The sequence below is a fragment of the Litoreibacter sp. genome (genome assembly GCF_039974535.1).
Lineage (GTDB): Bacteria > Pseudomonadota > Alphaproteobacteria > Rhodobacterales > Rhodobacteraceae > Litoreibacter.
Window position 1 is genome coordinate 137,406 of record NZ_JBDWIU010000010.1, and the last position, 24,609, is coordinate 162,014.

Annotated in this window: 25 protein-coding genes; 7 read left to right on the forward strand and 18 right to left on the reverse strand. The window is 57.3% G+C overall.

Annotation, left to right across the window (positions count from 1 at the left end; translation table 11 throughout):
* Positions 1-39: 39 nt before the first annotated feature.
* From ABJN86_RS08210 to ABJN86_RS08250, 9 genes are all read right to left on the reverse strand, one after another.
* Positions 40-639: a ferric reductase-like transmembrane domain-containing protein gene (locus ABJN86_RS08210; protein WP_348366207.1), complete on the reverse strand. Its 600-nt coding sequence runs from the start codon at positions 637-639 to the stop codon at positions 40-42.
* 172 nt (positions 640-811) lie between these two features.
* Positions 812-1,132 (reverse strand): thioredoxin, encoded by a 321-nt coding sequence (gene trxA / locus ABJN86_RS08215; RefSeq protein ID WP_348366208.1) that lies wholly within the window; start codon positions 1,130-1,132, stop codon positions 812-814.
* A gap of 63 nt (positions 1,133-1,195) precedes the next feature.
* Complete coding sequence (gene addA / locus ABJN86_RS08220; RefSeq protein WP_348366210.1) at positions 1,196-4,534, reverse strand: double-strand break repair helicase AddA; 3,339 nt, start codon at positions 4,532-4,534, stop codon at positions 1,196-1,198.
* Complete coding sequence (gene addB, locus ABJN86_RS08225; protein ID WP_348366212.1) at positions 4,531-7,467, reverse strand: double-strand break repair protein AddB; 2,937 nt, start codon at positions 7,465-7,467, stop codon at positions 4,531-4,533. Before addB ends, addA begins: the two co-directional genes overlap by 4 nt.
* Positions 7,460-8,155, reverse strand: coding sequence for a nucleotidyltransferase family protein (locus ABJN86_RS08230; RefSeq protein ID WP_348366214.1), 696 nt, complete (start codon positions 8,153-8,155; stop codon positions 7,460-7,462). Before ABJN86_RS08230 ends, addB begins: the two co-directional genes overlap by 8 nt.
* Positions 8,148-9,164: a phosphotransferase gene (locus ABJN86_RS08235; protein WP_348366216.1), complete on the reverse strand. Its 1,017-nt coding sequence runs from the start codon at positions 9,162-9,164 to the stop codon at positions 8,148-8,150. The genes ABJN86_RS08230 and ABJN86_RS08235 overlap by 8 nt, the downstream gene beginning before the upstream one ends.
* A complete protein-coding gene (gene tsaE / locus ABJN86_RS08240; RefSeq protein WP_348366218.1) occupies positions 9,161-9,691 on the reverse strand; it encodes a tRNA (adenosine(37)-N6)-threonylcarbamoyltransferase complex ATPase subunit type 1 TsaE in 531 nt (176 codons plus the stop codon). The genes ABJN86_RS08235 and tsaE overlap by 4 nt, the downstream gene beginning before the upstream one ends.
* A gap of 43 nt (positions 9,692-9,734) precedes the next feature.
* Complete coding sequence (locus ABJN86_RS08245; protein ID WP_348366220.1) at positions 9,735-11,315, reverse strand: PAS-domain containing protein; 1,581 nt, start codon at positions 11,313-11,315, stop codon at positions 9,735-9,737.
* Between the two features lie 65 nt (positions 11,316-11,380).
* On the reverse strand, positions 11,381-12,769 hold the full coding sequence (locus tag ABJN86_RS08250) for an ActS/PrrB/RegB family redox-sensitive histidine kinase (RefSeq protein WP_348366222.1): 1,389 nt from the start codon (positions 12,767-12,769) through the stop codon (positions 11,381-11,383).
* Between the two features lie 96 nt (positions 12,770-12,865).
* Between ABJN86_RS08250 and ABJN86_RS08255 the strand changes: the two genes are divergently transcribed.
* The 3 genes from ABJN86_RS08255 (at position 12,866) to ABJN86_RS08265 (ending at position 14,455) form a co-directional block, all read left to right on the forward strand.
* Positions 12,866-13,486: an SCO family protein gene (locus ABJN86_RS08255; RefSeq protein ID WP_348366223.1), complete on the forward strand. Its 621-nt coding sequence runs from the start codon at positions 12,866-12,868 to the stop codon at positions 13,484-13,486.
* 91 nt (positions 13,487-13,577) lie between these two features.
* Positions 13,578-14,132 carry an ActR/PrrA/RegA family redox response regulator transcription factor gene (locus ABJN86_RS08260; RefSeq protein ID WP_348366224.1) on the forward strand — a complete coding sequence of 185 codons (555 nt, stop codon included), beginning with the start codon at positions 13,578-13,580 and terminating at the stop codon, positions 14,130-14,132.
* The gene (locus ABJN86_RS08265; RefSeq protein ID WP_348366226.1) at positions 14,132-14,455 is read left to right on the forward strand and encodes a hypothetical protein; all 324 of its coding nucleotides are present in this window, start codon (positions 14,132-14,134) and stop codon (positions 14,453-14,455) included. Before ABJN86_RS08260 ends, ABJN86_RS08265 begins: the two co-directional genes overlap by 1 nt.
* Before the next feature lie 33 nt (positions 14,456-14,488).
* On the opposite strand, the gene ABJN86_RS08270 is transcribed toward ABJN86_RS08265, so the two are convergent.
* Complete coding sequence (locus ABJN86_RS08270) at positions 14,489-14,653, reverse strand: hypothetical protein (RefSeq protein WP_348366227.1); 165 nt, start codon at positions 14,651-14,653, stop codon at positions 14,489-14,491.
* 103 nt (positions 14,654-14,756) lie between these two features.
* Here ABJN86_RS08270 and ABJN86_RS08275 point away from each other — a divergent pair, with 103 nt between their 5' ends.
* Positions 14,757-15,629, forward strand: coding sequence for a LysR family transcriptional regulator (locus ABJN86_RS08275; RefSeq protein ID WP_348366229.1), 873 nt, complete (start codon positions 14,757-14,759; stop codon positions 15,627-15,629).
* Positions 15,630-15,808: 179 nt separating this feature from the next.
* On the opposite strand, the gene ABJN86_RS08280 is transcribed toward ABJN86_RS08275, so the two are convergent.
* From ABJN86_RS08280 to ABJN86_RS08290, 3 genes are read right to left on the reverse strand one after another with little or no spacing between them, the layout of a single operon-like run.
* Positions 15,809-16,225, reverse strand: coding sequence for a VOC family protein (locus ABJN86_RS08280; RefSeq protein WP_348366230.1), 417 nt, complete (start codon positions 16,223-16,225; stop codon positions 15,809-15,811).
* Positions 16,222-16,710 (reverse strand): GNAT family N-acetyltransferase, encoded by a 489-nt coding sequence (locus ABJN86_RS08285; protein WP_348366232.1) that lies wholly within the window; start codon positions 16,708-16,710, stop codon positions 16,222-16,224. Before ABJN86_RS08285 ends, ABJN86_RS08280 begins: the two co-directional genes overlap by 4 nt.
* The gene (locus ABJN86_RS08290) at positions 16,707-17,297 is read right to left on the reverse strand and encodes an HD family hydrolase (RefSeq protein ID WP_348366233.1); all 591 of its coding nucleotides are present in this window, start codon (positions 17,295-17,297) and stop codon (positions 16,707-16,709) included. Before ABJN86_RS08290 ends, ABJN86_RS08285 begins: the two co-directional genes overlap by 4 nt.
* Positions 17,298-17,405: 108 nt before the next feature.
* On the opposite strand from ABJN86_RS08290, the gene ahcY reads away from it, so the two are divergent.
* The 3 genes from ahcY to ABJN86_RS08305 all read left to right on the forward strand — a co-directional run bounded on the left by ahcY (position 17,406) and on the right by ABJN86_RS08305 (position 19,998).
* Positions 17,406-18,791, forward strand: a complete 1,386-nt coding sequence (gene ahcY / locus ABJN86_RS08295; RefSeq protein ID WP_348366235.1) for an adenosylhomocysteinase — start codon at positions 17,406-17,408, stop codon at positions 18,789-18,791.
* A 30-nt stretch (positions 18,792-18,821) separates the two neighbouring features.
* Complete coding sequence (locus tag ABJN86_RS08300; RefSeq protein ID WP_348366237.1) at positions 18,822-19,520, forward strand: extensin family protein; 699 nt, start codon at positions 18,822-18,824, stop codon at positions 19,518-19,520.
* A 136-nt stretch (positions 19,521-19,656) separates the two neighbouring features.
* Positions 19,657-19,998: a DUF2853 family protein gene (locus ABJN86_RS08305; RefSeq protein ID WP_348366238.1), complete on the forward strand. Its 342-nt coding sequence runs from the start codon at positions 19,657-19,659 to the stop codon at positions 19,996-19,998.
* Positions 19,999-20,279: 281 nt separating this feature from the next.
* Here the strand turns inward: ABJN86_RS08305 and ABJN86_RS08310 are convergent, their stop codons facing one another.
* From ABJN86_RS08310 to ABJN86_RS08330, 5 genes are all read right to left on the reverse strand, one after another.
* Positions 20,280-20,672, reverse strand: a complete 393-nt coding sequence (locus ABJN86_RS08310; RefSeq protein WP_348366240.1) for a DUF1761 domain-containing protein — start codon at positions 20,670-20,672, stop codon at positions 20,280-20,282.
* 80 nt (positions 20,673-20,752) lie between these two features.
* On the reverse strand, positions 20,753-21,430 hold the full coding sequence (locus ABJN86_RS08315; RefSeq protein ID WP_348366242.1) for a GntR family transcriptional regulator: 678 nt from the start codon (positions 21,428-21,430) through the stop codon (positions 20,753-20,755).
* Between the two features lie 84 nt (positions 21,431-21,514).
* Positions 21,515-22,795 (reverse strand): TRAP transporter large permease, encoded by a 1,281-nt coding sequence (locus ABJN86_RS08320; RefSeq protein WP_348366244.1) that lies wholly within the window; start codon positions 22,793-22,795, stop codon positions 21,515-21,517.
* A gap of 2 nt (positions 22,796-22,797) precedes the next feature.
* Positions 22,798-23,328 (reverse strand): TRAP transporter small permease, encoded by a 531-nt coding sequence (locus ABJN86_RS08325; RefSeq protein WP_348366246.1) that lies wholly within the window; start codon positions 23,326-23,328, stop codon positions 22,798-22,800.
* 91 nt (positions 23,329-23,419) lie between these two features.
* Complete coding sequence (locus tag ABJN86_RS08330; RefSeq protein ID WP_348366247.1) at positions 23,420-24,415, reverse strand: TRAP transporter substrate-binding protein; 996 nt, start codon at positions 24,413-24,415, stop codon at positions 23,420-23,422.
* Positions 24,416-24,609 lie beyond the last annotated feature (194 nt).

Here is a 24,609-nt window from a genome sequence, read left to right on the forward strand (position 1 = left end):
CTTAGAAGAAGGCCCGGACCGGAAACGGTTCGGGCTTTTTTATTGGGTCCGCAGTTTGGCGGGCAGCGTCTTGAAGCCGACGTGCACCAGTTTGACAGCCGTTAGAACTACCGCACAGAGGGTGAGCTCCTGAATGAACTGATCGACAAGATACCAATGCAAGAAGGTCATGGCTGCGGCCACGTAGACAAAGCGGTGCAGCGTCTTCCACGACTTGCCCATCTTGCGGGTTGATGCGCGGTTGGAGGTTAGAGCCAACGCCAACATAATGATCAAGGCAACCCAACCCACTGTCAGCTCCAACTCCAGCGCTTCAATCCATATGGATGGCAGATCCGCGATCTCGCGGACGTAGTGGACCAGATGCACCATGGCAAAAAAGAAACTGACGAGGCCCATGTGCTTGCGTCTGCGCAGCAGCCAAATCCCAAACTTCTTGCCATATCCGATGCGGCTGATCAGCAGGAGGGTTGGGGTCACAGCAAGCGACGCGATCAGGTACCAAACCGACAGCTCGCCGCTCTCTCGCATCATCTGGGGATAGTACCAACTCGCGTCGAACATATCCAAGATGGACAATCTTCCGGGCAGCAGCATCAAGACATAAAGCAGGGGTATCGAGTTCAGTATTCGCGACATCTGGCGTTAGACCTTTTGTTGGGTGTCACAAGTTTGGCCAGCAATGTCTGCATGCGTAAACGGTAGATAAGAACTCACAAGCAAATGTGTTTGTTTGTCATTAAGGCGCAGGGCATGAAAAAGGGGCGCAGTCGCATGACCACGCCCCTCTAAATAGATGCTTTGAGTTGGCTTAGATGGTTTCTTTGATCCAGCCGTCAAATGCGGATTTCGGTGCTGCGCCAACTTTGTTGGAAACAACTTCGCCGTCTTTGAACATGAACAGCGCCGGAATGGAGCGCACGCCAACGGCGGCGGCAGAGTTCGGGTTTTCGTCAACGTTCACTTTGACGATTTTGACTTTGCCTTCGTACTCGGCAGACAGCTCTTCCAAAGCTGGTCCGATTTGTTTGCATGGGCCGCACCATTCGGCCCAGAAGTCGACCATTACGGGAATGTCCGAGTTGCGGACTTCGGCGTCGAAAGTTGCATCAGTTGCTGCGACGGTAGCCATATTTAGCGCTCCAAATGGGTGTTATTAAGGTTGAACAGAACGTAGGTACCCCAAAAGGGGACGTCAAGATGTATGGGCAGAGGCCAAGGCTGACCTCACGATGTCGTGTGGAAGTGGCATCAGTTGGGCGCTTTGGGTCCAAAGGATTGCTACCTCTACAGTTTTTTGCGGATAGAGCTGCTCAAGCATTTCCAGATATGCCCCCATCTGCGCCAAAATCCCTGATGGTGTTTGCTCGGGCGATGCTGGAACCACAACATTTGATTTGAAGTCCACCGCTAGGATTCGAGTGTCCTCAATGATCAGGCGGTCAATAGTGCCCAAGGCGGCCTGACCACCCAACGAGGGCAGTTTGGCGGTCAAAGTCACCTCTGCCAGTGCGCCTTGTGCGAAGATAGGACTAAGCGCAGGGGCGTTCACTACGCTCAATGCGATGGGCAACAAGTCCTCGCCATCGGGCCCATGTCTGCCAAGTCGGTTGGCAAGGTCGGTTGGGTCGCCCGCTTGTGGCAGATGTTCCAACAACCTGTGCAATGCCGTGCCGCGCAGTTTGGCGTCGTCTTCCGACAAGGCTTTGCCGCTTGGGTCGGGCAGGGCTTTCGCGCCTCCAAGCTTGGAGGGGGAAATCGGGTCGGTGGATTTGGGCGGCTCCGCAGCCTTGGTGCCCACCCAATCGGGAAGCGACGTCCGCTCCGGCTCTGTAGAATCCGGTCGTCGTTCCAGATCATCCGGCCAGTGCAAATGCTCAATTCGCCCGTCCTCGGCCCCCATCGACGCCATTCCGGCCTCCGCCACCGCATACCAGCCGCCGTCCTCCAGCTTGGCCACTTTGCCTGCACCGCAAATAATCAGCCAGCTTTCGGCCCGCGTCATCGCCACGTAAAGCAGCCGCATCTTTTCTTCGCGTTGGCGGGTCTTGATGTCGTTGGTCAACTCAACTTGGGCGGGCGGTAGGTCTTCGGATTTGGCTTTCCAAAGGGCGGTGCCGCCGCGTTGCAAGATGTCGTCGCGGACCGAGTTCTTGATTTGACCCGTGTCGGGCAGAATAACAATCGGCGCTTCCAACCCCTTGGCACCGTGGACGGTCATTACCCGAATGGCGTTGCCCGCGCTGTCCATCTGGCGCTTGATCGTCACCTCGTCGCGGGCCAGCCATTCCAAGAAACCGGTCAGGGAGGGGATGTCCGCACGCTCATAGGCCATCGCTTGATCCAAGAGCGCGGCGATGCCTTCCTCGGCCTCCATGCCAAGGCGCGACAGCAAACGGTCGCGGCCATTGTGATGGGTGAGGGCGCGCTCCAACAAGTCGTAGGGCCTTAGGTAATCGGCGTTGTCTCGCAGATCACGCAGCATCGCATCAACATGGGCGAAGCGCTCCTTTTGCTCTCCCAGCGCACGGGTCAGGTAGCTACCGCGCCCGTGGGCGAGGTCGAATAGCTCAGCCTCTGTCAGGCCGCACAAGGGCGAGCGCAGAACGGCAGCAAGTGACAAGTCATCCTCCGGCGTCGCGAGGTATCGCAGCAATGCCGTCAGGTCTTTTACCCCAATTTCAGCCCCGATGCGCAGGCGGTCGGCCCCCGCCATTGGCAGCCCCAAATCCTTGCAGGCGCGGATAATCTCATGGAATAGGGTCGATCGGCGCTGTACGAGTATCAAGAAATCGCCCGCTTCAATCCGGCGGGTCACCTGTTTGTCCTGCCCGTCCACGCGCTTCACTTCTGTGATTTGGCCGTGCAGCAAGCGGTCCTTGATGGTCATCGCAATCTGGCGTGCCAAGACGACCGAGTGGTGGTCGTCGCTGACCGTGTCAATCGGGTTGAACCAGTCCTTGTTGTCGGCCTTCTTGGTCTCCTCAACCCAGTCCCAGAGGTCCACGCGTCCGGGCAGGTGTTCTTTGAACGCTAGGTGCTCAACTTTGTCGCCCATGCCGCGCTTAAGATCGCCGGTGAAGCTGGCGTCGACCAAGCCTAACACTGCCTTTGATGAGCGGAATGAATGTAGCAAATCTTGACGTTGCAATGGTTGCCCAATGGCGCCCAACGCGTCGTCAAAGTGGGTGCGCATGGCCTCAAAGGCATCAGGGTCGGCGCCTTGGAAGGAGTAGATCGACTGCTTCTGGTCGCCGACCACAAAGATGGTGCGTTCGGTGTCATGGCGCGCGCCTTGGCCAGCGGTGAATTCCTGCGCCAGCAAGCGGACGACGTCCCATTGGCGGGGGGCGGTGTCTTGGGCTTCGTCTACCAAAATGTGGTCAATTCCGCCGTCCAAGCGGAACAGCACCCAAGCGGCAACGCCAGGGTCGGTGAGCAATGCGCGGGCCTTCAAGATCAGGTCATCGAAGTCCAGCCAAGCGCGGTTCTGTTTGTGGGCTTCTAGCCTCGGCAAATAGGCTTGCGCGAAGGTGTGCAGGGCGGCGGTTCGGTGGTGGGCGGCCAAGGCTTGGCGCATGGGGCGGGCGTCCGACACGCGCATTCGCAGGGCATCGAAAGGGTCTAACAAGGCCCCAAGCGCCTCTTTCGCGCCTTTGGTCGGCGGATGGGCTTTCGGCAAGCCCGCGGATTTGCCAGATGCGCCAAGGAACAATTTCTCAAACCGTGGCAGCAGGGCCAAGCTTGGGGTCGTGCAATTCAGACGGGCTAGGTTCTGGCCCAAGGCTACGTCTGACTTGCCCGTGCACCCTTGCAATACGGAGGCCACATCTCGCAGCAGGTCGGCCTCCCCGCCATGGAAAACCGCGTCTAGGAGCGTGGCTTCGGTGACGCCTTCGGCCAAGCCGCCTGCCGCGCGTAGCTCGGCGTCAGTGGCGGCAGCGGCAAACAGCTCCTTGCGCCCCAAAAGTTCCTGTAAAAACCCGTCGGTCTCTCCGCCAGAGAAGTGCTGGGCAAAGGCGGCCATGGCGTCGGGGGCCTGAATGGCGACCTCTTCCATGACGTCTTCGCGCAGCGCTTTGGCCGCGCGGTCGTCCATTTCCGCGAAGGCGGGGGATACCCCTGCCTCCAACGGGAAGCGGCGCAATAGGGAGGCGCAGAACGAGTGGATGGTTTGGATCTTCAGCCCGCCCGGTGTCTCGATGGCCTTGGCAAACAAACGCCGCGCATCTGACAAGACGTCGGGGGCAATGTTATCGGCCCCTAATGCCGTCAGGCTGTCGCGCAATTGGGCGTCTGGCATCATCGCCCAGTCGCCCAAGCGTTGGAACAGGCGGTTTTGCATCTCTGACGCGGCGGCTTTGGTGTAGGTTAGGCACAAAATGCGTTGCGGCGGTACGCCGTCCAAAAGCAGCCGCGCCACGCGGTCCGTCAGCACCCGTGTTTTGCCCGATCCCGCATTCGCCGCCAGCCAAGTGGAGGCCTTCGGGTCCGCGGCGGCGACCTGCGCCATTGTGGCTGCATCACGCTTCATTGGCCCACCTCCGTCGTGACGGCTTCATCCGTTTCGTCCCATTCGCCAAAGCGGGCGAGGTGGTCGTAGCTCTGCTCCCACCGGGTTTCAAACACGGCGCGCCGTGACGAGAACCCTTTGTCAGGCTCCATGTAGGCCGCGATCAATGCGGTCAGCTCGTCCCAGATTTTGTCCAAGTCGCCATGCTCAAAGCGGTCCCCTTCCTGCTTGGGGTCGGAGCCAAGCCCAATGTAGTCCGCTTGCAGCACTTTGCGCCGTATTAGACCCTTAAAACCGTCCCGATCCGCAATCGCGGCCAGCAGCGGAAGTTGCTTGTTGAAGTGCTCTCGTTGCGGCTTTGTGGGCAGGGTTCCGGTCTTGTAGTCATAGAGGATCAACGCGCCGTCAGGGGCTTCGTCAATGCGGTCGGCACGACCTTCCAGCGTGAAGTTCAAGCCGTCCAATGCGACGGCGCCCTTTTCCTCTTGGAACTTGGGTCGCGCGAATTGGCGGCGGTTGTGCTCGGTGGTGACGAACCAAGGGGCGACGCGGGCCAAGCTTGCCTTCCACATTGCGCGGGTCGCGGGCCATGGCACTTTTTGCTCAAACACCTCGGCCGCCATGGTCAACAGGATCTCCACGGCATTGTCGGGCAGGTGGCTTGCGGTGTCTTTGATGAATTGGTCAAACACGTCGTGCAAGGCCAAGCCGCGCAACGGCGCGTCGGCGGAGGCATGTAAATCATCCAGCGGGCGCAGGCGCAAAACGTAGCGGGCATAAACCGCGTAAGGGTCGCGAATTAGGGTCTCAACCTGTGTCACAGGCAGCGACTTTGGGCGTGCCTCAATGGGTGGAATTGGCGAGGGGCGCATTGCGGGCGGCGTGTCCGCGCGTGGGCGATCAAGGGCCTCGGCCAGCTCGATCCATTCAGCCCCACGCTCACGCATGGCGTCTAATGCTTGTGTGCCGCCGTCCTTCAATCCGTTGAGCAGGTTGGTCAGGCGATTGATCCAGCGCGATGGCACGGTTTCAGAGTCCGCGTTCCGCCTCGCACGGGTCAGCCACACCTCTGGTGCCGCAATCGCTTGTTGGAAGTCATGCGCGGATAGCCCAATCCGGCGGTCCGGCAATAGCAGCCCCGCGTCGCGGCGCATCTGTCGGTTTAGCCACGGGTCGGGCTTGGGAAGTTCCGGCCAAATGCCGTCGTTCAATCCGGCAAGGATCACCATATCCGCGCCCTGAACACGCGCCTCTAATGTTCCCCAAATCATGATGCCGGTGTGCGGGGCATTCGGGTCGCGCACCTCGTGGCGGTTCAAGACGAAGTGCAAAAAGTCGCCGTAGTCCGCGCAGCTCATGTCACCACCGGCGTGCGCGGCATCGCGCATCTCGGTGATGGCGCGTGTGGCCTCTTCGCCGGTGGCCTTGTCCCACAAAGCGCCCGCACCATCCGCATTGGGGCCAGCGCATAGGCGTTCGGTCAGGGCGATATGGTGCTCGGTCAGGTCGGCCAGCTCGCCCGCCTCACTGTTGGCGAAGGCGTCGAAAATATCCCACAGCCAATTGGCCCATGCCTGAACGTCCTCGTCCGATTTTCGCGCCGCGGCCCACGCGAGAACGTCGTCGCGGGTCGGGAACGGGGGGCCGCCGCGCAGCAGGCCCAGCTCCATGTCGCGGGTGTGCTTCAGGTGACCCCCACGCATGCTCGCCGCAACCAAAGGGTGCTTCAAAAGCGCCAGCAGTTTGTCAGAGGCCAGCTTGCGCCCCATCACCTCCGCCGTGTGGCGCAATATGCGCCCGCTCGGCGTTTGGGACAGCGGGATGCCCGCGCTGTCGTCCGGCTCAATCCCCCAGCGTTGCAATGCGGCGGTCACTTGGCGTGTGAGCATCCTGTCGGGGGAAATCAGTGCCGCACTTTTCCCGTCCTCGGCGGCCTTGCGCAGTCGCAACGCGATGGCCAAGGCTTCTTGGCGCGGGGTCGGGGCTTCTAGCAAGGTGACTGCGCCGGTGGCCCCCGCCAAGTCGTCCAGTTTTGGGCCTTCAACAAGCCATTCGTCGGTGACCGGCGCGGGGCGCATGGCCAAGGACACCAATGCGTTGCGCGGCGGCGAGGCTGCGGGCGTTTTCGTCCAAAGCGGCACGTCGTCTTTGGTGATTTCCATCGCACGCATCAGCGCATGAAAGCGGTACTGCGGGTGATCCTCGCTGACCAGTTCATCGTCCAGTTGCGCCCATACCCGCGCGGGCATGTCAGTGTCGAACCCGGGCAGGATCACCGCCCCTTGGGGCAGCTTGGCGACGGCCTCCATCAGCAGGCGTGTCGTGCCCCGCGATCCGGTGGAGCCTGCGATAATGATCGGGTGGCTCGGCGGGGTTTGTTCCCACCGCGCGATCAGCCGGTTCACCACCACACGTTGTCGGGCCTCGGCGTTCAAGGGGGCGTCGGAGCCGAAGTATTTCGTCACCAATTGCAGGAACTTCTGGCTACGTTCCCAATGGGCCGAATGGCGCTCCACATCCAGATCTGCCAGCGCCTCAGGGTGGATGCCTTCGCCCTGCATTTCCTCCATCAATCCGGCAAGGCTGTCAGCCAGATCAAAGGTGTGGGATTTCGCGGCGAAGTCTTTCTCAGTCTCGATCAGTCGGCGGACCAGTTGCGCCAGCTCCAAACGCCGCACCAATGGGTTCACCGCATCAGGGACTTCGGCACCAATGTCATCGCGCCCCAAGTCAGTCACCAGTTTCAACTGCGGCAGAAAGCTCGCGCCCGAATGCGCGAATAACGATCGAATGCGGCGCTGCATCCGCGCGGTGTTCACGAACAGCTGCACATGCGCCATCTCATGGGGCGCGCGGTCCTTCATGCGGCGGCGCAACCCGTCCACCAAGCTCGCGGGGAAGTCGACGCCCATAGGCAGCGCAAAGGCGCGGGGGTGCTTGATCGGGTCAAACATCGCCGTGTTGTTCCAACATGGCTTCGGCCAATGCTATGCCCTCGGGGGTGCCGACATCGGCCCAATATCCGGGGTACTCAACGCCGAACACGCGCTTCTCTGGCATCATCTGGTCCCACAAAACGTTCAGCGAGAAGCTGGCCTCTGGTATCAATACCAACCCATCCGTGTGCAGGATTTGTGCGCCTGTGTAGACCATGCCGCTTGCGTCGCGCGTTAACCGTCCGCTGGCGTCGGCGGCAAAGTTTCCGGCGCGGGTGTAGCCCACAGTTCGCTCCAGCGGGACGAGCAGTAGTAGCGCACCCATTTGCGTCGGGTCCCACGTGTCTTGCAGGCAGTCCAGTGGGTTCGGCCCGGCCCAAACCGCGTCCGAATTCAAGGTGAAAACGGGGTCAGTCCCCAGCAGCGGTAATGCGGCTTTCAACCCACCGCCGGTTTCCAAAATGTCGGGCCGCTCTACCAAGACTTGGGCGTCGTCGTGTGCCGCTAAATGCGCTTCGACCATGTCCGCCTTGTAATGCGTGTTGACGATTGCCCGTGCCGAGACCCCACGGGTTGCGGCCAAGGCGTGATCCAGCAAGGGGCGTCCGGCGACCTCGATCAATGGCTTGGGGCGGTCATCGGTCAAGGTGCCCATGCGGGTGCCAAAGCCGGCGGCAAAGACCATAGCGGCGGTCGGGTTAGTCATGCGCCGCAGCCTTGATAGTTGCGATGATCTTAGGGGTTGGTGTGGGGACATGCGTGGTAATGAAATCGCGCAATGCGCTCAGATTTGGGTGGGATAGATCACCCATCAGATTGTCCCAAACCCGAGGCATTAAATCCGGATAATTCGGCTTCTTGTCGCGAACGCAAAGGCGGGCAAAGACACCCAGAATACGCAGGTTCCGCTGAGCCGAGCAGGCTGCATATGCGGCACGAAATGCGGTATCATCCTCGCCCGTTTGGTCGATGTAGTAGGCCAACACATCGCGCTGCACATCCTCGGTCACATCCCGTCTGGCATCTTTCAAAAGGGAGGCCAGATCATAGGCGGGATGTCCCAGCATAGCATCTTGGAAGTCCAGCAAACCCACCCGTGCAGCGCCTTCGCGTGTAGGCAGCCAAAGCAGGTTTTCGGCGTGGTAATCGCGCTGCACCAGCACTGTGTTGCCGATCATCAAGCGGTCTAGCATGTCGCGCACCAATTGTTCGTACTCGGCGCGAAGAGAGCCGGGCGTGTCACGTCCGGTGGCCTGTGGCATGTACCAATCTGTGACCAGCATCGCGGTCTCCACCATGGCTTGCGCGTCGTAAGGAGCAAGCTCGGGTGCGGATGCTTTTTGTGCGACGATCAGCGCATCTATGGCGGCTTTGTACAGTTCTAACTCGAGGCTGGGTTCAGCGGCCACCGCATGGGCGAAAAGCGCGTCGCCTAGGTCTTCGATCAACAAAAAACCGTGCTGCGCATCTTCTGCGTAAATTGTCGGCGCACTCAGCCCCAATCCGTTTAGGTGTCGTGCGATGGCCGTGAAGGGTCGCACGTCCTCGCCCTTCTCGGGTGGGGCATCCATCAAAACTGCAGGGGGTTTGCCATCCGCTCTCACACGCTCGTATTTGCGGTTGGATGCGTCACCTGCCAAAGGCGAGCAGATGCCGGTTTTCCAGTTGGTCGTGGCAAGAAATGCCCTTGCTAAATCGCTTCGGGATTGGGTCATTTCTGTATGGGCTCCATCGCTTGCTTCAAGCGGGACATAAGTGGTTCGGGGCCCGTGATTTGGGCCGCGCGCCGGTCCAGGTCATCTGCGTCTGGGATCAGGGTGATTTCAATGGCCCCGTCGGGTGTCAACTCGCCCAGTCGATCAGGCCATTCAATCAGGCTCAACGCGTGCTCGAAGGCTTGCTCTAGGCCCAACTCAATCAACTCATCTGGGTTGGTCAGGCGGTAAAGGTCGGCATGCCAGACTTCCAACGCGCCCAATTCGTAGCATTGAACTAATGTAAATGTCGGGGAGGGGACGTCTTCGATAGTCCCGTTTTGCACCATCAGGGCCTGAATGGTGGCGCGGGCAAGGTAGCTTTTGCCAGCGCCTACAGGGCCGTTTAGCAATACACACATCCCCGCTTTCGCGAGACCCGCCAGCGCCGTAGCTAGGGCAGATGTTGCTTGCGGGGACGCTAGATCCAAATCCCATTGGCTTAGGGTGCTTGGGGCATTGCGTATAGATGTGGCGGGCGCTGTCATGACGTGCAGTCTTACGCCAACGGACAGCGCCTTCAAGCCATGATCAAGAAGAAACCGACGCCAGTTGTTTCGCTTGTGTGGAGGATTGCGCTGGTGGTGTGTTCATCTGATGTGTCGGAGAGAAGGAAACCAGCGTTGCCCCTCCGGCCAATGGCTCGAAACTGCAGGTTACCAATTTCCCATTTGACAGGGTGGCAGTGTCGGACCATTCGCTGCGCTCGCCGCGCTGACCGACAAAGTCTCGCGCGTCGCCCCACATTGGGCTGGGGTTGCTGTTGGCCTGCCAAAGACGGGTCGCGTCCGTGATGTTTAACTGGCTTAACGTGTCCTCTGGGTCGGTTTCCCAAAGCTCGTGATAGGCGGCGTTGGTCATGGAGATCATGCCGTCGTCACCAAATACCGCCAGCGCTTCCGGCAAATGGTCCAATAAGGTCTGGTTCATCGACAGTTCGCGGCGGAATTTACGTGTCAGGCTCATCTCGGCGGTGATGTCTTCTAACAGAAATGCTATCGCACCTTCAGGATGGGGTCTGCCGGTTATGCGATAGGTTTGTCCCGAAGGAAGCGCCCATGTTTCGCAGTAGGTGCCCTCGGCGACGGATTCTTCCAGCTCGGTGATTTTCTTGCGCCAATCCGCGAAGTTGCGGCGTTCAGGCAGCATGCGCTTTTCTCGCATTTGGTTGATGAAGTCATAGAGCGTCGGTCGGGCAGTCAGCCAGCTGGCCTCTAGGTTGGTTAGTTCCATTAGGGCGGGGTTGAACATGACCAATGATCGGGTGTGATCAAAGATCGCCAACCCAATGGGGAGGGCCGCAAAGGTTTGGGTCAATGTCTGTACGAAGCTGCGCAAGGATTCTTCGGCTTTCACGGTGGTGCCAACATCGCTTGCGAAGTTGATCGTGCCACTGTCATCTCCAAATCGGGCGACTTCATAGGTTCTTTGCTCGCCGGAGGTCATGGCCAACGTGGTCCGCTTTAACTGAGCGGGGTCGCCATTCACGGTGATAGGGCCGCCGTGAAACAGTCGGGGGGGCGGCCATGATGTTGCGGCATCAGGGATGTCTGCGGTTTCGGCGGCTTTCGTATAGGCATTGTTCGCCCAGCTGACAGTCCCATCCGAGGTTTCGCGCCATGACAGGTAAGGGGCCGCCTCAGCTGTGGCGCGAAGAACTGCAAGCTCGGCGGACATCGCGGTTGCTTGTTCGGTATCCATGAGCGTTTTTCGCGAAAGCGGGGCCTCTATTCCTGAGAGCTGCAATTTTAAACAGCTGCCATGAGCCTCCACATGGAGTACCGCAGGGCCGTTTTGGGTGGCTTCACTTAGGGTGAAGGTTGCGTCGTGGCGCAAAGAATCGTCTAGGCGTTGCTCAAGCGTCGGAAAGACAACGGACAGGCGGTCGATCAATTCGGAGTAAATATCTTGGTCCAGATCTTCCAAGCTTAGGGACCTGCGGGCGCGGTGGCATGCGCCAACAAGCTCCCGATTCTTAAACGTGAATTCCATTTGACGTGGGCTCGCGGGGCGTCTCGTGCCATTTGCTTTGTTGAATGCGTAAAGCGCCATGGCGCCAAGAATGGCCCCCAACACGAGCGTTAATGAAAGTTCGAATAGTAATTCTGCCATCAGTGCCGCCTTTGATGCTGACATTGGTATGCAGAGGAATTGACCGGAGATTCATTAAGGCTTGATTAAATCTCGATGGGTTTATTTTCGCCCAAGGCTTTGGATGGGCCATCTTGTGTTTCGATCAAGGCGTCTGAGGGCCAAATTACCTCGGCAATGGCGCCATAGCGTGGGACTGTGGAGGTTCGCTGGCGATCTGACCCGTTTGTAAACCCAACCTTGGCCCCCGAACGCTCCAAAAGGGTTTTGGCAATGAAGAGCCCAAGCCCCATGCCTTCATATTCGGGTCGGGAGGCGTCTTTCTCCCGCTTGCCGCCGCGTTTGATGAAGGGATCACCTATTCGGCCAAGCAAATCATAAGGGTAGCCAGGGCCGTCATCGAGAACGCGCAAGGTGACGTCTCTATCTGTCCATTTCACCTCAACCCAAACATTAGCATCGGCAAAATCTACGGCGTTCTGGACGAGATTGCGCAGGCCATGGATTACTTCTGGGCGGCGGTAAGCGTTTGGCATTCTTCCAGAATTAGGGGTCCCTGATCCGAACTTGAAATGTACACTCTTGCCACGGTTCATATGTGGCTCGGCCGCTTCTTTCACCACCGAGCTTAGGGGCGCGGTGTGCAAGTGCAGGTCGTCTTTACCCGCACGACCCATGGATTGCAGAATGTCGCGGCACCGGTCAGCCTGATCGCGAATTAGCTCCGCATCTTCGCGCAGGCTTGGATCGTCCAGTTCGTCCACCAACTCGGCGCTGGCCAGCTTGATCGTGGCCAAGGGGGTGCCCAGTTCATGCGCGGCGGCGGCGATGACCCCGCCTAAGTCGGTTAGCTTTTGCTCGCGGGACAAGGCCATTTGGGTTGCAAGCAGCGCTTTGCTCATGGAGCTTATTTCGGCGGTTACGCGGGCGGCATAGATGCCAAGAAAGCCGATGCCGGTGACCATGGCGACCCAAAACCCCGCAACAAACAGCTGCGGCATTCTCAAAACGAAGCCCGAGTCGCTGCGAAGCGGTAGGTTGTAAAAGACCAACAAGGTCACAAGTGCGATGGCCAACCCTCCAAGAAAGAATGTGGATCGTGCGCGCAGTGTCATGGCGGAGACAGTGACAGGGGCCAGCATGAGCAGGGCAAATGGGTTGTTCATCCCTCCGGTTAGATACAGAAGGAAGGCCAACTGGCTGATATCGAAAAGCAGGGTGACTAGGACTTCGGCTTCGGGAAGGCGTCGGTTCTCGGGGTAGACGATCTGGGCCACAATATTTGTCAGAACCGAGGCCCCAATCGCCAAAAAGCAAAGGCCAAGCTCGACTTGGAGATCTAGGTAAAAACTTGCGACGCCTAGGGCGAAGGTTTGGCCGATGGCTGCGAACCAGCGCAAGATAATGAGCGTGCGCAGGCGGACTACGCCATCGCGTGCGCTACCTGTTGAGAGGTTAAGCGAGGTCTCTTTCATCGCGAAGATTTGAGCGTTAGCGTCATAATGACCGATTGATACATGTGGCGGGATCGTGGATCAACTAACGGTATGATTTCTCTTGCGGAGTACCCCATGAACAAAATCTATTCGGCCACAGCACTTGGTCTTGTCGTCGCAATGTTGGGTGGCACTGCGGCCTATGTGCTGCTCAATCGCGGTGCAGAGGACGAATTCGCGTCCTGTAGTTCTTCGGCGATTGCTGGCGGGGATATTGGCGGCCCCTTTGAGTTGGTGAGCGAAACTGGCGCGACAGTAACTGATACTGACGTCATAACTGATCCAACGTTGGTGTACTTCGGCTATACGTTCTGCCCAGACGTCTGCCCTTTGGATACTGCTCGAAATGCGTCGGCATTGGATATTTTGGCGGACATGGGTGTTGATGCGGGTGCATTGTTCATCTCCATCGATCCGGAGCGCGATACGCCCGAAGTGGTGGGTGAGTATACTGATGTGATGCACCCTAAAATGCTGGGGCTTACAGGGTCGGCCGAGCAAGTCAAAGCCGCATCTCAGGCATATAAAACCTACTACAAAAAGCAGCCGGGTGATCCTGATTACTATCTCGTGGACCACTCAACCTTCACGTATCTGGTGTTGCCCGAGAAGGGCTTTGTGGAGTTTTTCCGCCGCGACTCCACGCCAGAGCAGATGGCCGAGACGGTCGCTTGCTACGCTGGTGCAAGTAGTTAATGTCGCATGTTGGGCGGCGCGGTAGTGTTTGACGCCGCACCCATTTGCAACCTACACCTTGTGTAAGCGAATGCTGCGGAAGGAACATGTGATGGTTGAAAATGCGCTGAAAGAGATTGGCGATGACAACACTTTGCTGCTCGTAGACGACGATGAGCCGTTTCTACGCCGATTGGCCCGCGCCATGGAAAAACGCGGTTTTGCCGTAGAGACCGCCGAGACCGTAGCTGCTGGGCGCGCAATCGCAACGGCCCGCCCACCCGCTTATGCTGTGATCGATTTGCGGCTTGGGGATGGGAACGGCTTGGATGTGGTCGAAGTGCTGCGTGAGAAACGCCCTGACGCCAAGATCGTGGTGCTGACCGGATATGGGGCCATCGCCACCGCTGTGGCTGCGGTGAAAATCGGGGCCACTGATTACCTGTCGAAACCCGCTGACGCCAATGATGTGACCAATGCGCTGCTGGCAACCGGTGACGAGTTGCCGCCGCCGCCAGAAAATCCAATGTCTGCGGATCGTGTGCGCTGGGAGCATATTCAACGTGTCTACGAGCTATGCGACCGCAACGTCTCCGAGACCGCGCGCCGCCTAAGCATGCACCGCCGTACGTTGCAGCGCATCCTTGCAAAACGGTCGCCTAAGTAATGCGTGCGGTGCTGGCGGTGTTGGTGCTGGCAGCCTGCGCACCCACTGTGCCAAGCGCTCCGCGCCCTGATCCCATACCGTTCACGCTCGACGCTGCTGGTGTACAGCTGTCTGATCGGACGCAACGGATCGACTTCGGACGCACGGATCACTCCACCATTCCCGCAATGAGCAAACTGGTCGGTGCGAAGCCCGCCGCGTCGCAAGACTGCGCAAACGGCGGGCAGCAAGTGGAATGGCCCGATGGGACGGTATTGGTGTTCGCGAATGGGGAATTTCGCGGCTGGGTTTCCGCCACGAGTCGCGCTGGGGTTAGCTGCTAGCCACACCTGCGATCATCGACTTAAGGTCCGCATCTACCACAGGTAAGGCCCGTGTGTCTCAGTGCGTCGGCTGACGCCGTCACGCCGTTGCGCGCGGGGGCTGCGAATATAGCGGTCGGCGTGATCTTTCAGGTGGTCGGGAAACTCTTTGCGCTCTTCAATTGCGCGAAGAATAACGGAGGAAAGTAGGTTAAGCATTCTTTTAGTCCTTCTATGAAGTGATGCCTGACTATCCGCCCCTTGCCTTTGCAATGCACGTCAGTATGATTTCCATCATGTTAGCTCAACTTTCAATTGCCTGATGGATTGGCGTGACATTCCATCCCTAGCCGCGCTGCGGGCGTTCGAGGCGACGGCCCGTTTAAGCAGCTTCTCCGCTGCCGCCCGAGAGCTGAACGTCACCCATGCGGCAATTGCCCAACACGTGCGCGGGCTGGAGACAGAGTTCGGGTGCGAGTTGGTATTTCGGCAAGGCGCGGGCATGGGGTTGACCGAGGCTGGGCGGGCGTTGTCGGTGTCCCTAGGGGACGGGTTTTCCACCATCGCGTCGGGCGTGCGGGATTTGCGGGCGGCAACCCAAGGTAGACCGCTGACAATCGGGATGACCCCTACATTTGCCGAGAACTGGTTGATGCCGCGTATCGGCGCATTCTGGAGGGAGCATCCCGAGATCGAGCTGTCCCTACAACCATCACACACAGTTGTGGACATGCGTCGTGACGGGCTTGATTTGACTATTCGCTATGGTCGCGGGGTTTGGCCCGGGCTGGAGGCCCAGATGTTGGTTAACGCCAACTATGTGATTGTGGGTGCGCCGGAGCTTGCGGCCAAAGGTGCAGGTGGCACCATGAAGGAGTTGAACGCGCTGCCTTGGGTGTTTGAAACCCATCGGCCCGAACAGCAGGTGTGGGCGCAGGAGGTCGGGCTGGATTTATCGCACAGCTCAGTCACCAAGGTGCCGACAAATGCCATGGTCCTATCTGCCGCCAGATCTGGTGCAGGATTGTCGATCCAAGGCCGTGCCTTGGTAGAGGCTGACTTGAAACGTGGCAGCTTGCTGTGTCTTCACGAGGCGCCGCTGTCCGCCTTAGGTTACTATTTGGTCACCCGTCCGGTGGCGCGTAGTGAGGGATTGAAAACCTTCATTCGCTGGTTGAAGGCCGTTGCGGAGTAGAGCTTCGTAAGCCTAATCAAATCAAAATCAGCGGGGTTTTGATGTGATTGAATTTACGGTTTCATAACAGGTGTAAACGTCAAACGGGATGGGCGCTGTTGGCGCTGGCTCAATTGGTTAACGCGCATATTTGTAGGGTAACCCATGGGTTACCTCCAACTCACCCGCTGGTCATCCGGTTAGTCGGGTCGTCCTGGTTCATCTGGGTTGTCGCTAAACAATGCGATCTTATTTCCATGGGGGTCGCGTAGGTAGCCAACATAGAAATGAGCGCTATACGAGGCGCGAAAATCAGGTTGCCCCTCGTCGAAACCACCAGCACTAAGCCCTGCTGCGTGAAGGTCGCGAACTTGTTTTTGACTGCGTGCGGCAAAGGCGACCATGGAGCCGTTCCCAGCCGAGGCGCCTTCGCCATTGAAGGGGGATTTGACGTAGAAATCTGGTGACACAGGAGGCGTCCCATCGGGCACGGGCAATATGTAGCTTAGATCACCTTGATACTCTTCCAGCCTGTAGCCAAGGGCTGGTAGAAACGCAGAATAAAACCGCTCCGCGCTGGCGATGTCGTCCGCGCCTACAGTGACATAAGCTATCATCGGGTGTCGGCTTTCCCCAGTTCCATCCGCTTGTGGACGCGATCTACTGGCGTTCCATCGCTGAGCGGCACGGCGCGGGTGACCGAATGGTCCTTGAAACCCACCTTAGAATAATAGGCCAAGCCGCCGGTGTTGTCCCCGCGAATGGTGGCGTCCAGCAGGGTGTAGCCTGCGTCCTTGCAGCACCTCAGCGTTTCCTTGAACAAGGCCGAGCCGATGCCGCGCTGCGTGGTTCCGGCCTGCGCGAAAGTGGCGATCATCCCCATGCCATCGGCGTCGGGGTTCATCCATTGAAAGCCCACAACTTCGCCATCAGCCTCGGCCACATGAATGAATGTGCGGTTGTCTTTAGGGGTGATGAAGCGGTCAAAGAACTGGGCCTCTTTGGGGGCCTCATAGGCGGTGGTGCCGCCAATCGCGATGACCTCGTTCAAAATGTTGGTGATTGCGGCGCGGTCTTGCGGGGTGGCTTTGCGAACGATCATAATGCCTCCGATAGCGTTTCGAACCGCTGAATAAACTCGGCCTTCACCTCCATCGGGGGACGGGGAACCAGCGTGTTTGGCAACGGGACTTGGCCGCTTGGGGTGCCGAAAAGCTTGTTGCTTTCCTCCACCGAGAAGCCTGCGATTTGCGTCGCCTCCAGCCACGCGGACAGCTTGTCGGCCTTCTTGATCTGCTTCTTCACCGCGACGGGAATAGCGGCGGGCAGGCCAAAGCGGATATGAATAGCGGCGGTAAGGCGGTCGTCTAGCTCCTCATACCCCGGCCCCACGGATGCCTTCACGGGTGAGATCATATCCCCGATCACATATTCCGGCGCATCATGCAGCAAGGCGGCCAATTGCCACTTCACCGGCGCCTTGGGGTTGGCAGCGGAATAGAGACGCTCCACCAGCACGGAATGCTCGGCCACCGAGTAGGCGAAGTTGCCCATTGTCTGCCCATTCCAGCGGGCGACGAAGGACAATCCGTGTGCGATGTCCTCGATTTCGATGTCCATTGGCGTGGGGTCCAGCAGGTCCAGCCTGCGGCCAGATAGCATCCTTTGCCATGCGCGGGGTTGTTTCATAGGGCGGCCCTTTGTTGCGTGTTGTTTTGTTCCACGGGCATCAGGCGTTGTCGAGAGGGGTGTGGGGTGCTATTTGCCCAATAATCACCGATTGCAGGAGCAGGTCACATGGCCAATGACTACGTAGTAAAAGACATCAACCTTGCGGAATTTGGCCGTAAGGAATTGAACATCGCAGAGACAGAAATGCCGGGCCTGATGGCGTTGCGCACCGAGTACGGCGAGGCAAAGCCTTTGGCCGGATCGCGTATTGTGGGCTCTTTGCACATGACCATCCAAACCGCCGTTTTGATCGAAACACTCGTTGCTTTGGGCGCGGATGTTCGCTGGGCGTCCTGCAACATCTTCTCCACGCAAGACCACGCGGCAGCAGCAATTGCGCAATCTGGCGTGCCGGTATTTGCGATTAAAGGCCAAAGCTTGGAAGAGCATTGGGACTACCTCGATAAATCCTTCATGTTTGAAGACGGCCCGAACCTGATCTTGGACGATGGCGGCGACGCAACATTGTACATCTTGCTGGGTGCCCGCATTGAGGGCGGCGAAGCGTTCGGCGTTCCTGAGTCCGAAGAAGAAGAGGCGATCCAAGCGCAGATCAAGAAACGCATGGCGGCGACGCCGGGCTGGTTCACCAAGATGCGCGACCAGATCAAAGGCGTCTCCGAGGAGACAACAACCGGCGTTCACCGCCTGTATGAATTGGTGAAGCAAGGCCAGCTGCCGTTCCCCGCGATCAACGTGAACGATTCTGTCACCAAGTCGAAGTTCGACAACAAATACGGCTGCAAAGAATCTCTGGTAGACGGCATCCGCCGCGCCACGGACACCATGATGGCCGGCAAAGTTGCGGTTGTGATGGGCTACGGCGACGTGGGCAAAGGCTCTGCGGCGTCCCTGAGCGGTGCTGGTGCGCGTGTGAAAGTCACCGAAGTTGACCCGATCTGCGCATTGCAGGCCGCGATGGACGGCTTTGAAGTTGTGTTGCTGGAAGACGTTGTTGGCGACGCCGACATCTTCATCACCACCACCGGCAACAAGGACGTGATCCGCATCGAGCACATGCGCGCGATGAAGGACATGGCGATCGTTGGCAACATCGGTCATTTCGACAATGAGATCCAAGTGGCCTCGTTGAAGAACCACAAGTGGACCAACATCAAAGAGCAAGTGGACATGATCGAGATGCCATCCGGCAACCGTCTGATCCTGCTGTCCGAGGGTCGTTTGCTGAACCTTGGCAACGCCACTGGCCACCCGTCCTTCGTGATGTCCGCTTCCTTCACCAACCAAGTGTTGGCGCAGATGGAATTGTGGAACAACAACGATTCCTACAAGAACGACGTCTACATCCTGCCGAAGCATTTGGATGAGAAGGTGGCGCGTCTGCACCTTGACCGTATCGGCGTTAAATTGTCGAAGCTGGACAAAGAGCAGGCCGACTACCTTGGCGTGCCACAAGACGGCCCGTTCAAACCAGAGCACTACCGCTACTAAGGAGGCGGCGTTATCGCCACTTTACGCATATTGCTGAACATTCTAGGCGCCATCGCGGTTTTCGCTGCGATGGCGTTTGGCGTTCACTGGGCCTTTACGGACCCGCAAAGCCTTGTGCCACGCGAATGGAACCCTTTGCGCGAATTGGTGGTCAGCGATCCGGTGACGCCGGTTACCCACTTCAAGCTGCGCCGTGTGTGGGATGATCCTGATGCTTGCCTCAGCTTGCTGTCGCAATCGGGGCAGTTCGAGAGCATGTCGCCACTTGTTGGATCGGATGAGCGTTGCGGCATTGCGAACCGAGTGAAACTAACTGGCGTCGGGGCTGCAAGCATCCGCGGTGTCGAGACAGCGTGCCAAACAGCCCTGAGGCTGGCCATGTGGGAGCGGCATGGGGTGCAACCCGCTGCACAAGAGCATTTAGGCCAAAGCGTGCGCGAATTGCGCCACATCGGCAGCTACAATTGTCGCGCTATTCGTGGGGCAACAAACCGGATGAGCACGCATGCCACGGCCGCCTCCATCGATATTCGCGGGGTGGTTTTGGAGGATGGCACAACAGTCGATCTATTGGCGGGTTGGGAAGGCAGTGAGGGGGCACAAGGCTTCATGCGGGCGATCCGCGATGCGGGGTGCGAGTGGTTCTCGACTGTTCTGGGACCTGAGTTTAACGCGCTTCATGCGGATCATTTCCATCTTCAAAATCAGGGATGGGGGACGTGTCGTTAAGTCAGTTCTTGCTTGCGGGGAAAAGATAGTGATTTTTTCCTTTGGATTGGCTGGTTTAGTACGTATTGTCCGCTTGAAGGCCCGGTTGGGGCCTAATACAGGGCCATAGTGGCCGATCATTGGTGGGAGATATTCAATGGGAAAACGTGACGAATTGATCGCGGTTTATGCAGACGATCTGAAAAACAAATGCGGCATGACGCCTGATATGGACCTGTTGACTAAGGTTACTATCGGTTGTGGTCCAGCGATCTACAATGCTGACGCTTCTACAGTCGCCGGTAGCCAGCCTGCAGAACTTGAAACGGTTAAAAACAACTTCCTGATCAAGAAGCTTGGCCTGTCCGACAGCCCACAGCTGATGGAAGCAATCAACTCGGTTATCGAAGTTTACGGCAAATCCGAGCGCAACAAGTACCGCGCTGTGGTTTACTACATGCTGACAAAGCACTTCAACAAAGAGTCCGTGTACGGCTAAGCCTGCGAACCTTTGTAAAGACTTGAGCGCCCGCCGGTTTTCCGAGCGGGCGCCTTGCATTCTAGGCCGACGTCTAGGAAAAATTGAGCGAAATGGGGCTCGAATTGCGCGGATAGTTTATTTGTAATGTTTCCGCGAGCAGGCTAGGCATAAGGTGCTGAGCCATCGAGGCCAGATCAGTTTCACAGTCACGTGGTGCGAGAAACCAAACGCGTGGGGTTAAAGAGGGTTCCGTGGGGGCGGGACCCTCTTTTTGTTTGTCTGATGTCGCTTGGCTACGCCTAGAACAGGCCTAAGACCAACCCGATGATCGCACATCCGAAGGTCGCATAACCGCCATCGATAAGCGTTAACTTGAATGGGCGCCCGCCGTAGCCGTTATTGATCATGATCCACGGGGAGATAAAGAATAGCCCGATGCCTAGACCTGTTACCAAACCTGATACGGGCGCGTCGATGCCGGAGGCGGCGAACACGTGCCGCATCATTCCGGCAACGAGTATCATAGCGGCCCCAGCCATTATGTAGGGCGTCATAGTCTGGTTCTCGGGCTTGCCATTAGGGTCAATCTTTATGCCCGCGGCTTCGGCCCACGGCTTGGCAAGCGCCATGTACCAGACTGCGCCAAAGGCAAACGCCGCAAAAGCTGCCAGAATTACTGAAAATAGGCCCATAATTAGTTCTCCTGAATAACCGTCTCAGGAAGATAGCAGGGGCAGTGAGATTTGCCCAATGTTTCGTATGAGTTGGGGCGTTACTCGAAGTACTCTGAATGCTCTTGCTGGATACGCCCGATAAAGGCATCGAGGCGACCTAGGTGCTTGCGAATGGCGTGATCCAAGGCCGCGGTATCATTGTCATCAAGTGCTGCAATAATGCGCCGGTGGTCTGCCAACAGGACGTTCATCTCGGTGGGTTGTTCAAGCGACAAGCGCCCAAGGCGGTCTACACGGGTTTTCATCTCAGAGATTATCTCAAACGCGGTCTCAAAGCCTGCGGCGACACAAAGCGCGTTGTGAAACTCCAAGTCCAGCTCGTGGAACCTATTGGTGTCTTTTGTCGGAATGGCCTTAGCCTGCTCGTCCATAATGTCGCGAATGCGGGTGGTATCTGTTTCCGGCCATTTGACGATGGCATTTCGCAGAACCTCGACCTCGATTGCGGTGCGGATGAAGCGGGCATGAGCGATGCCATTGGCGGAAAACTTACGTACCACGGTGGCCTTTTGGGGCCGAATTAGAAGCAAATCCATGTTGCCCAAACGGGCGAAAGCGTCCCGAACGGGTTGGCGGGAAACCGAGAACTGACTGGCGATCTCGGCTTCCGATATTTTAGTACCCGGCATCAGTTTAAGTGTCACGATATCGCTGTACAACTTGTCGAAGATTTCATCGACGTTTGTGCGACGTTCCAAGTTGATAAACTGTGCCATACAGGTGGTCCTGTCTTAAACGTTATGGCTACGCAAAAGAGCAGCCGTGATTAATTCATCGTCCCACCTTAATGGGGTGCCGTCTTACTCGCTGAGGGACGGCAGCCACAAAGATACTTGAGGAACGAATGTGACCAACATCAATGCACCAAAAATTGCAACATAGAAAGGCCAGATGGATTTCAACGCCTGCTCAATCTTGATCTTACCGACCGCACAGCCAACGAAGAGGCAGGTGCCAACCGGCGGAGTACAAAGACCCAAACCAAGGTTGATAAGCATCATGATACCGAACTGCGTTGGATCCATCCCCAAGCCCTTAGCGATAGGCAGGAAGATAGGTGTGCAGATCAAGATCAAAGCTGCCATGTCCATGATCATGCCGAGGATCAGCAAGATCAGGTTGATCATCAACAAGATCATGATTGGATTGTCGGAGATCGTCACCAAAGCCGTGCTGAGCTTGGCGGGAACCTGATACAAGGCGAGCAGGTAGGCGAAAGAGCTAGCAAAGGCGATCAAGATCATAACCATCGCCGTTGTGCGCACGGCACCGGTGACGGATTTGACGAAAGATTCCCAGCTAAGGTCTTTGTAGTAGAACTTCGTGAGAAGCACCGCGTAGACGGCCCCGAAAGCACCGGATTCGGTAACTGTGAAGATGCCGGACAATGTGCCGCCAACGATGATTACAGCCGTAAAGAAACCGGGGATCGCATCGAAGGAGCTGCGGCGAACCTCTGCCCAACCAGGGAATGGCTCGGAGGGGTACTTGTGCTTCACGGATAAGATGTAAGCAGCAATCGCAAGGCAGACGCACATCAGGATGCCCGGAACAACGCCAGCAAGGAACAGCTTGGACACGGAGATACCGCCACCCGCCGCCACCGCGAAGATGATCATGTTGTGGCTTGGCGGGATCACGATGCCCGCGATAGAGGAGGTTACGGTCACGTTGACCGCGAAGTCAGGGCGGTAGCCACGTTCCTTCATCACAGGGATCAACAAAGAACCAAGCGCCGAGATGTCTGCCACAGCGGAGCCGGAGATGCCGCCGAACAACATGCTTGAGAAGATGTTCACCATCGCCAAGCCACCTTTGAGGTGACCGACCAAAGCGGATGCCAACTTAACCAAGCGACCTGCAATGCCGCCGTGGAGCATGATCTCGCCCGCGAAGACGAAGAACGGAATGGCGAGCAGCGAGAAGACCGACACGCCAGCCGTAGCCCGCTGGAAAGTGATGAGCAGAGGGAATCCCTCGTACCAGAATGCAGCGAGGGCCGCGAAACCCATAGCGAATGCAACAGGTGCACCGATAACAACGCCTACGCCGAAGACGCAAAGTAGAATAGCCAAACCCACGCTTAGGATTCCTTCAAGTCAGCTTCCGGCAACCAAGCCGAGAAAGTAAGAATACGGATAAGGCCACGAGAGCCTGCGAACAGAAAGATCAACGCACCACATGACGTGATCGCCAACGTGCGGAAGCTTTCCGGAATTTCAAGCATCGGCAGGTTCGAGTCCCAGCCAAATTGCATCAACGTCACACCTGCGCTCAGCATGATTGCGCCAAAAGCCGCTAGGATGATGTCGATGAAGATAATGATCGTCTTTTGGACCGTGACAGGCATCATATCGCGGAACAGGCTCACGCCGATATGGGTGTCTTCATTCACGCCTGCAGCCGCGCCAACAAATGCGATGTAGCAGATCAGCAAAAGCGCCAGTTGCTCCACCCAAGTTGGGGTCACGTTCAAGACGTAGCGCCCGAAGACCAGCCAGCCAAAGGTGGTAATAAGAACCACGAGCGCGATGGAAGAGATCAGGATGCACAAGGAGCGTACCCAATCTAAAGCCAGCTCTAGGCGCTGAATAAAAGGGGATTGATCCGACATCAGTGTCTCCGAGAGAATTAGAAATTTTAGGGGATAGGTTGTAAAAAGCCCGCCGCACACCATGATGCGGCGGGCTTATCGTAAGGCCAAATTAGTTAGCGTTACGGATCAGGTTAACCAGTTCAGTCAAATCTGGGTTGTCAGCCAAGAAGCCTTCGTAAACAGGAGCCATTGCAGCTTGGAATGGCGCTTTGTCTGCGATTGTGTTCACGATTGTGCCGCCAGCTTGGACTTTTTCCATGCTTGCTGCTTCACGAGCCTGCCACAGCTCACGCTGTTGCAACGCACTTTTGTGACCAGCGTCTTTGAGGATCTCTTGCTGCTCTGGAGTCATTTTCTCCCAAGTCTTCAAGCTCATGCACAGGCATTCTGGGATGATCAGGTGCTCTGTCAGCGAGTAGTACTTAGCAACCTCAAAGTGGTTGGTGGACTCGTAGGATGGTGGGTTGTTTTCCGCACCGTCTACAACGCTTGTTTTGATCGACTGGTAAACCTCAGCGAACGCCATTGGTGTTGCGTTGCCGTCCATGGATTCAACCATTTTTACGAACAAGTCGTTGCTCATAACGCGGATCTTCAGACCCTCAACGTCAGCAGGTGTATTGATAGGGGTCTTGGAGTTGTAGAAGGAGCGTGCGCCCGCGTCGTACCAACCCAGTGGAACCATACCTTTTTTCATCATGCCAGCGCCGATAGCTTCGCCAACTTCACCGTCCATCAGCTCATACATCTGTGGGATGCTTTTGAAGATGAACGGCAGAGAAACAACGTTGGTTTCTGGGATAGAAGTCCCCATTGGTCCAAGGCTGAATTCACCAAAGTCGATTACGCCGAGACGAATTTGCTCGATTGCGTCAGGCTGGTTGCCCAAAACGCCGTTGTGGAATGTTTTACCAGTAACTTCGCCGTTTGTACGCTCAGCTACCTCAGCCATGAAGGATTCCATAGCGATGGAAACTGGGTAATCTTCTACGTGTACGTTCCAGCCACGAAGTTCAGCTGCACCGGCTGTTGTCGCGGCGACTGCAACGCAACCGCCAACTACGGCGCTGGCTACAGTAGTGTTAAATTTAGATACAAAAGTCATTCGATCCTCCCTGATCGCTTGGTGTTCGCGTATTGACGCCTGTCCGACGAGACTCGCTCTCCCCAGCGCGACGTCAACTGCATAATGTATTCTAGTATACCAATGAAAATTTAGCGTCAAATTGTTTGCGATCACTTTATTTCAGTGAATTGATTTTAAACGAAATTTCTATTCGTTTTGCCGGCTTTGCAAGC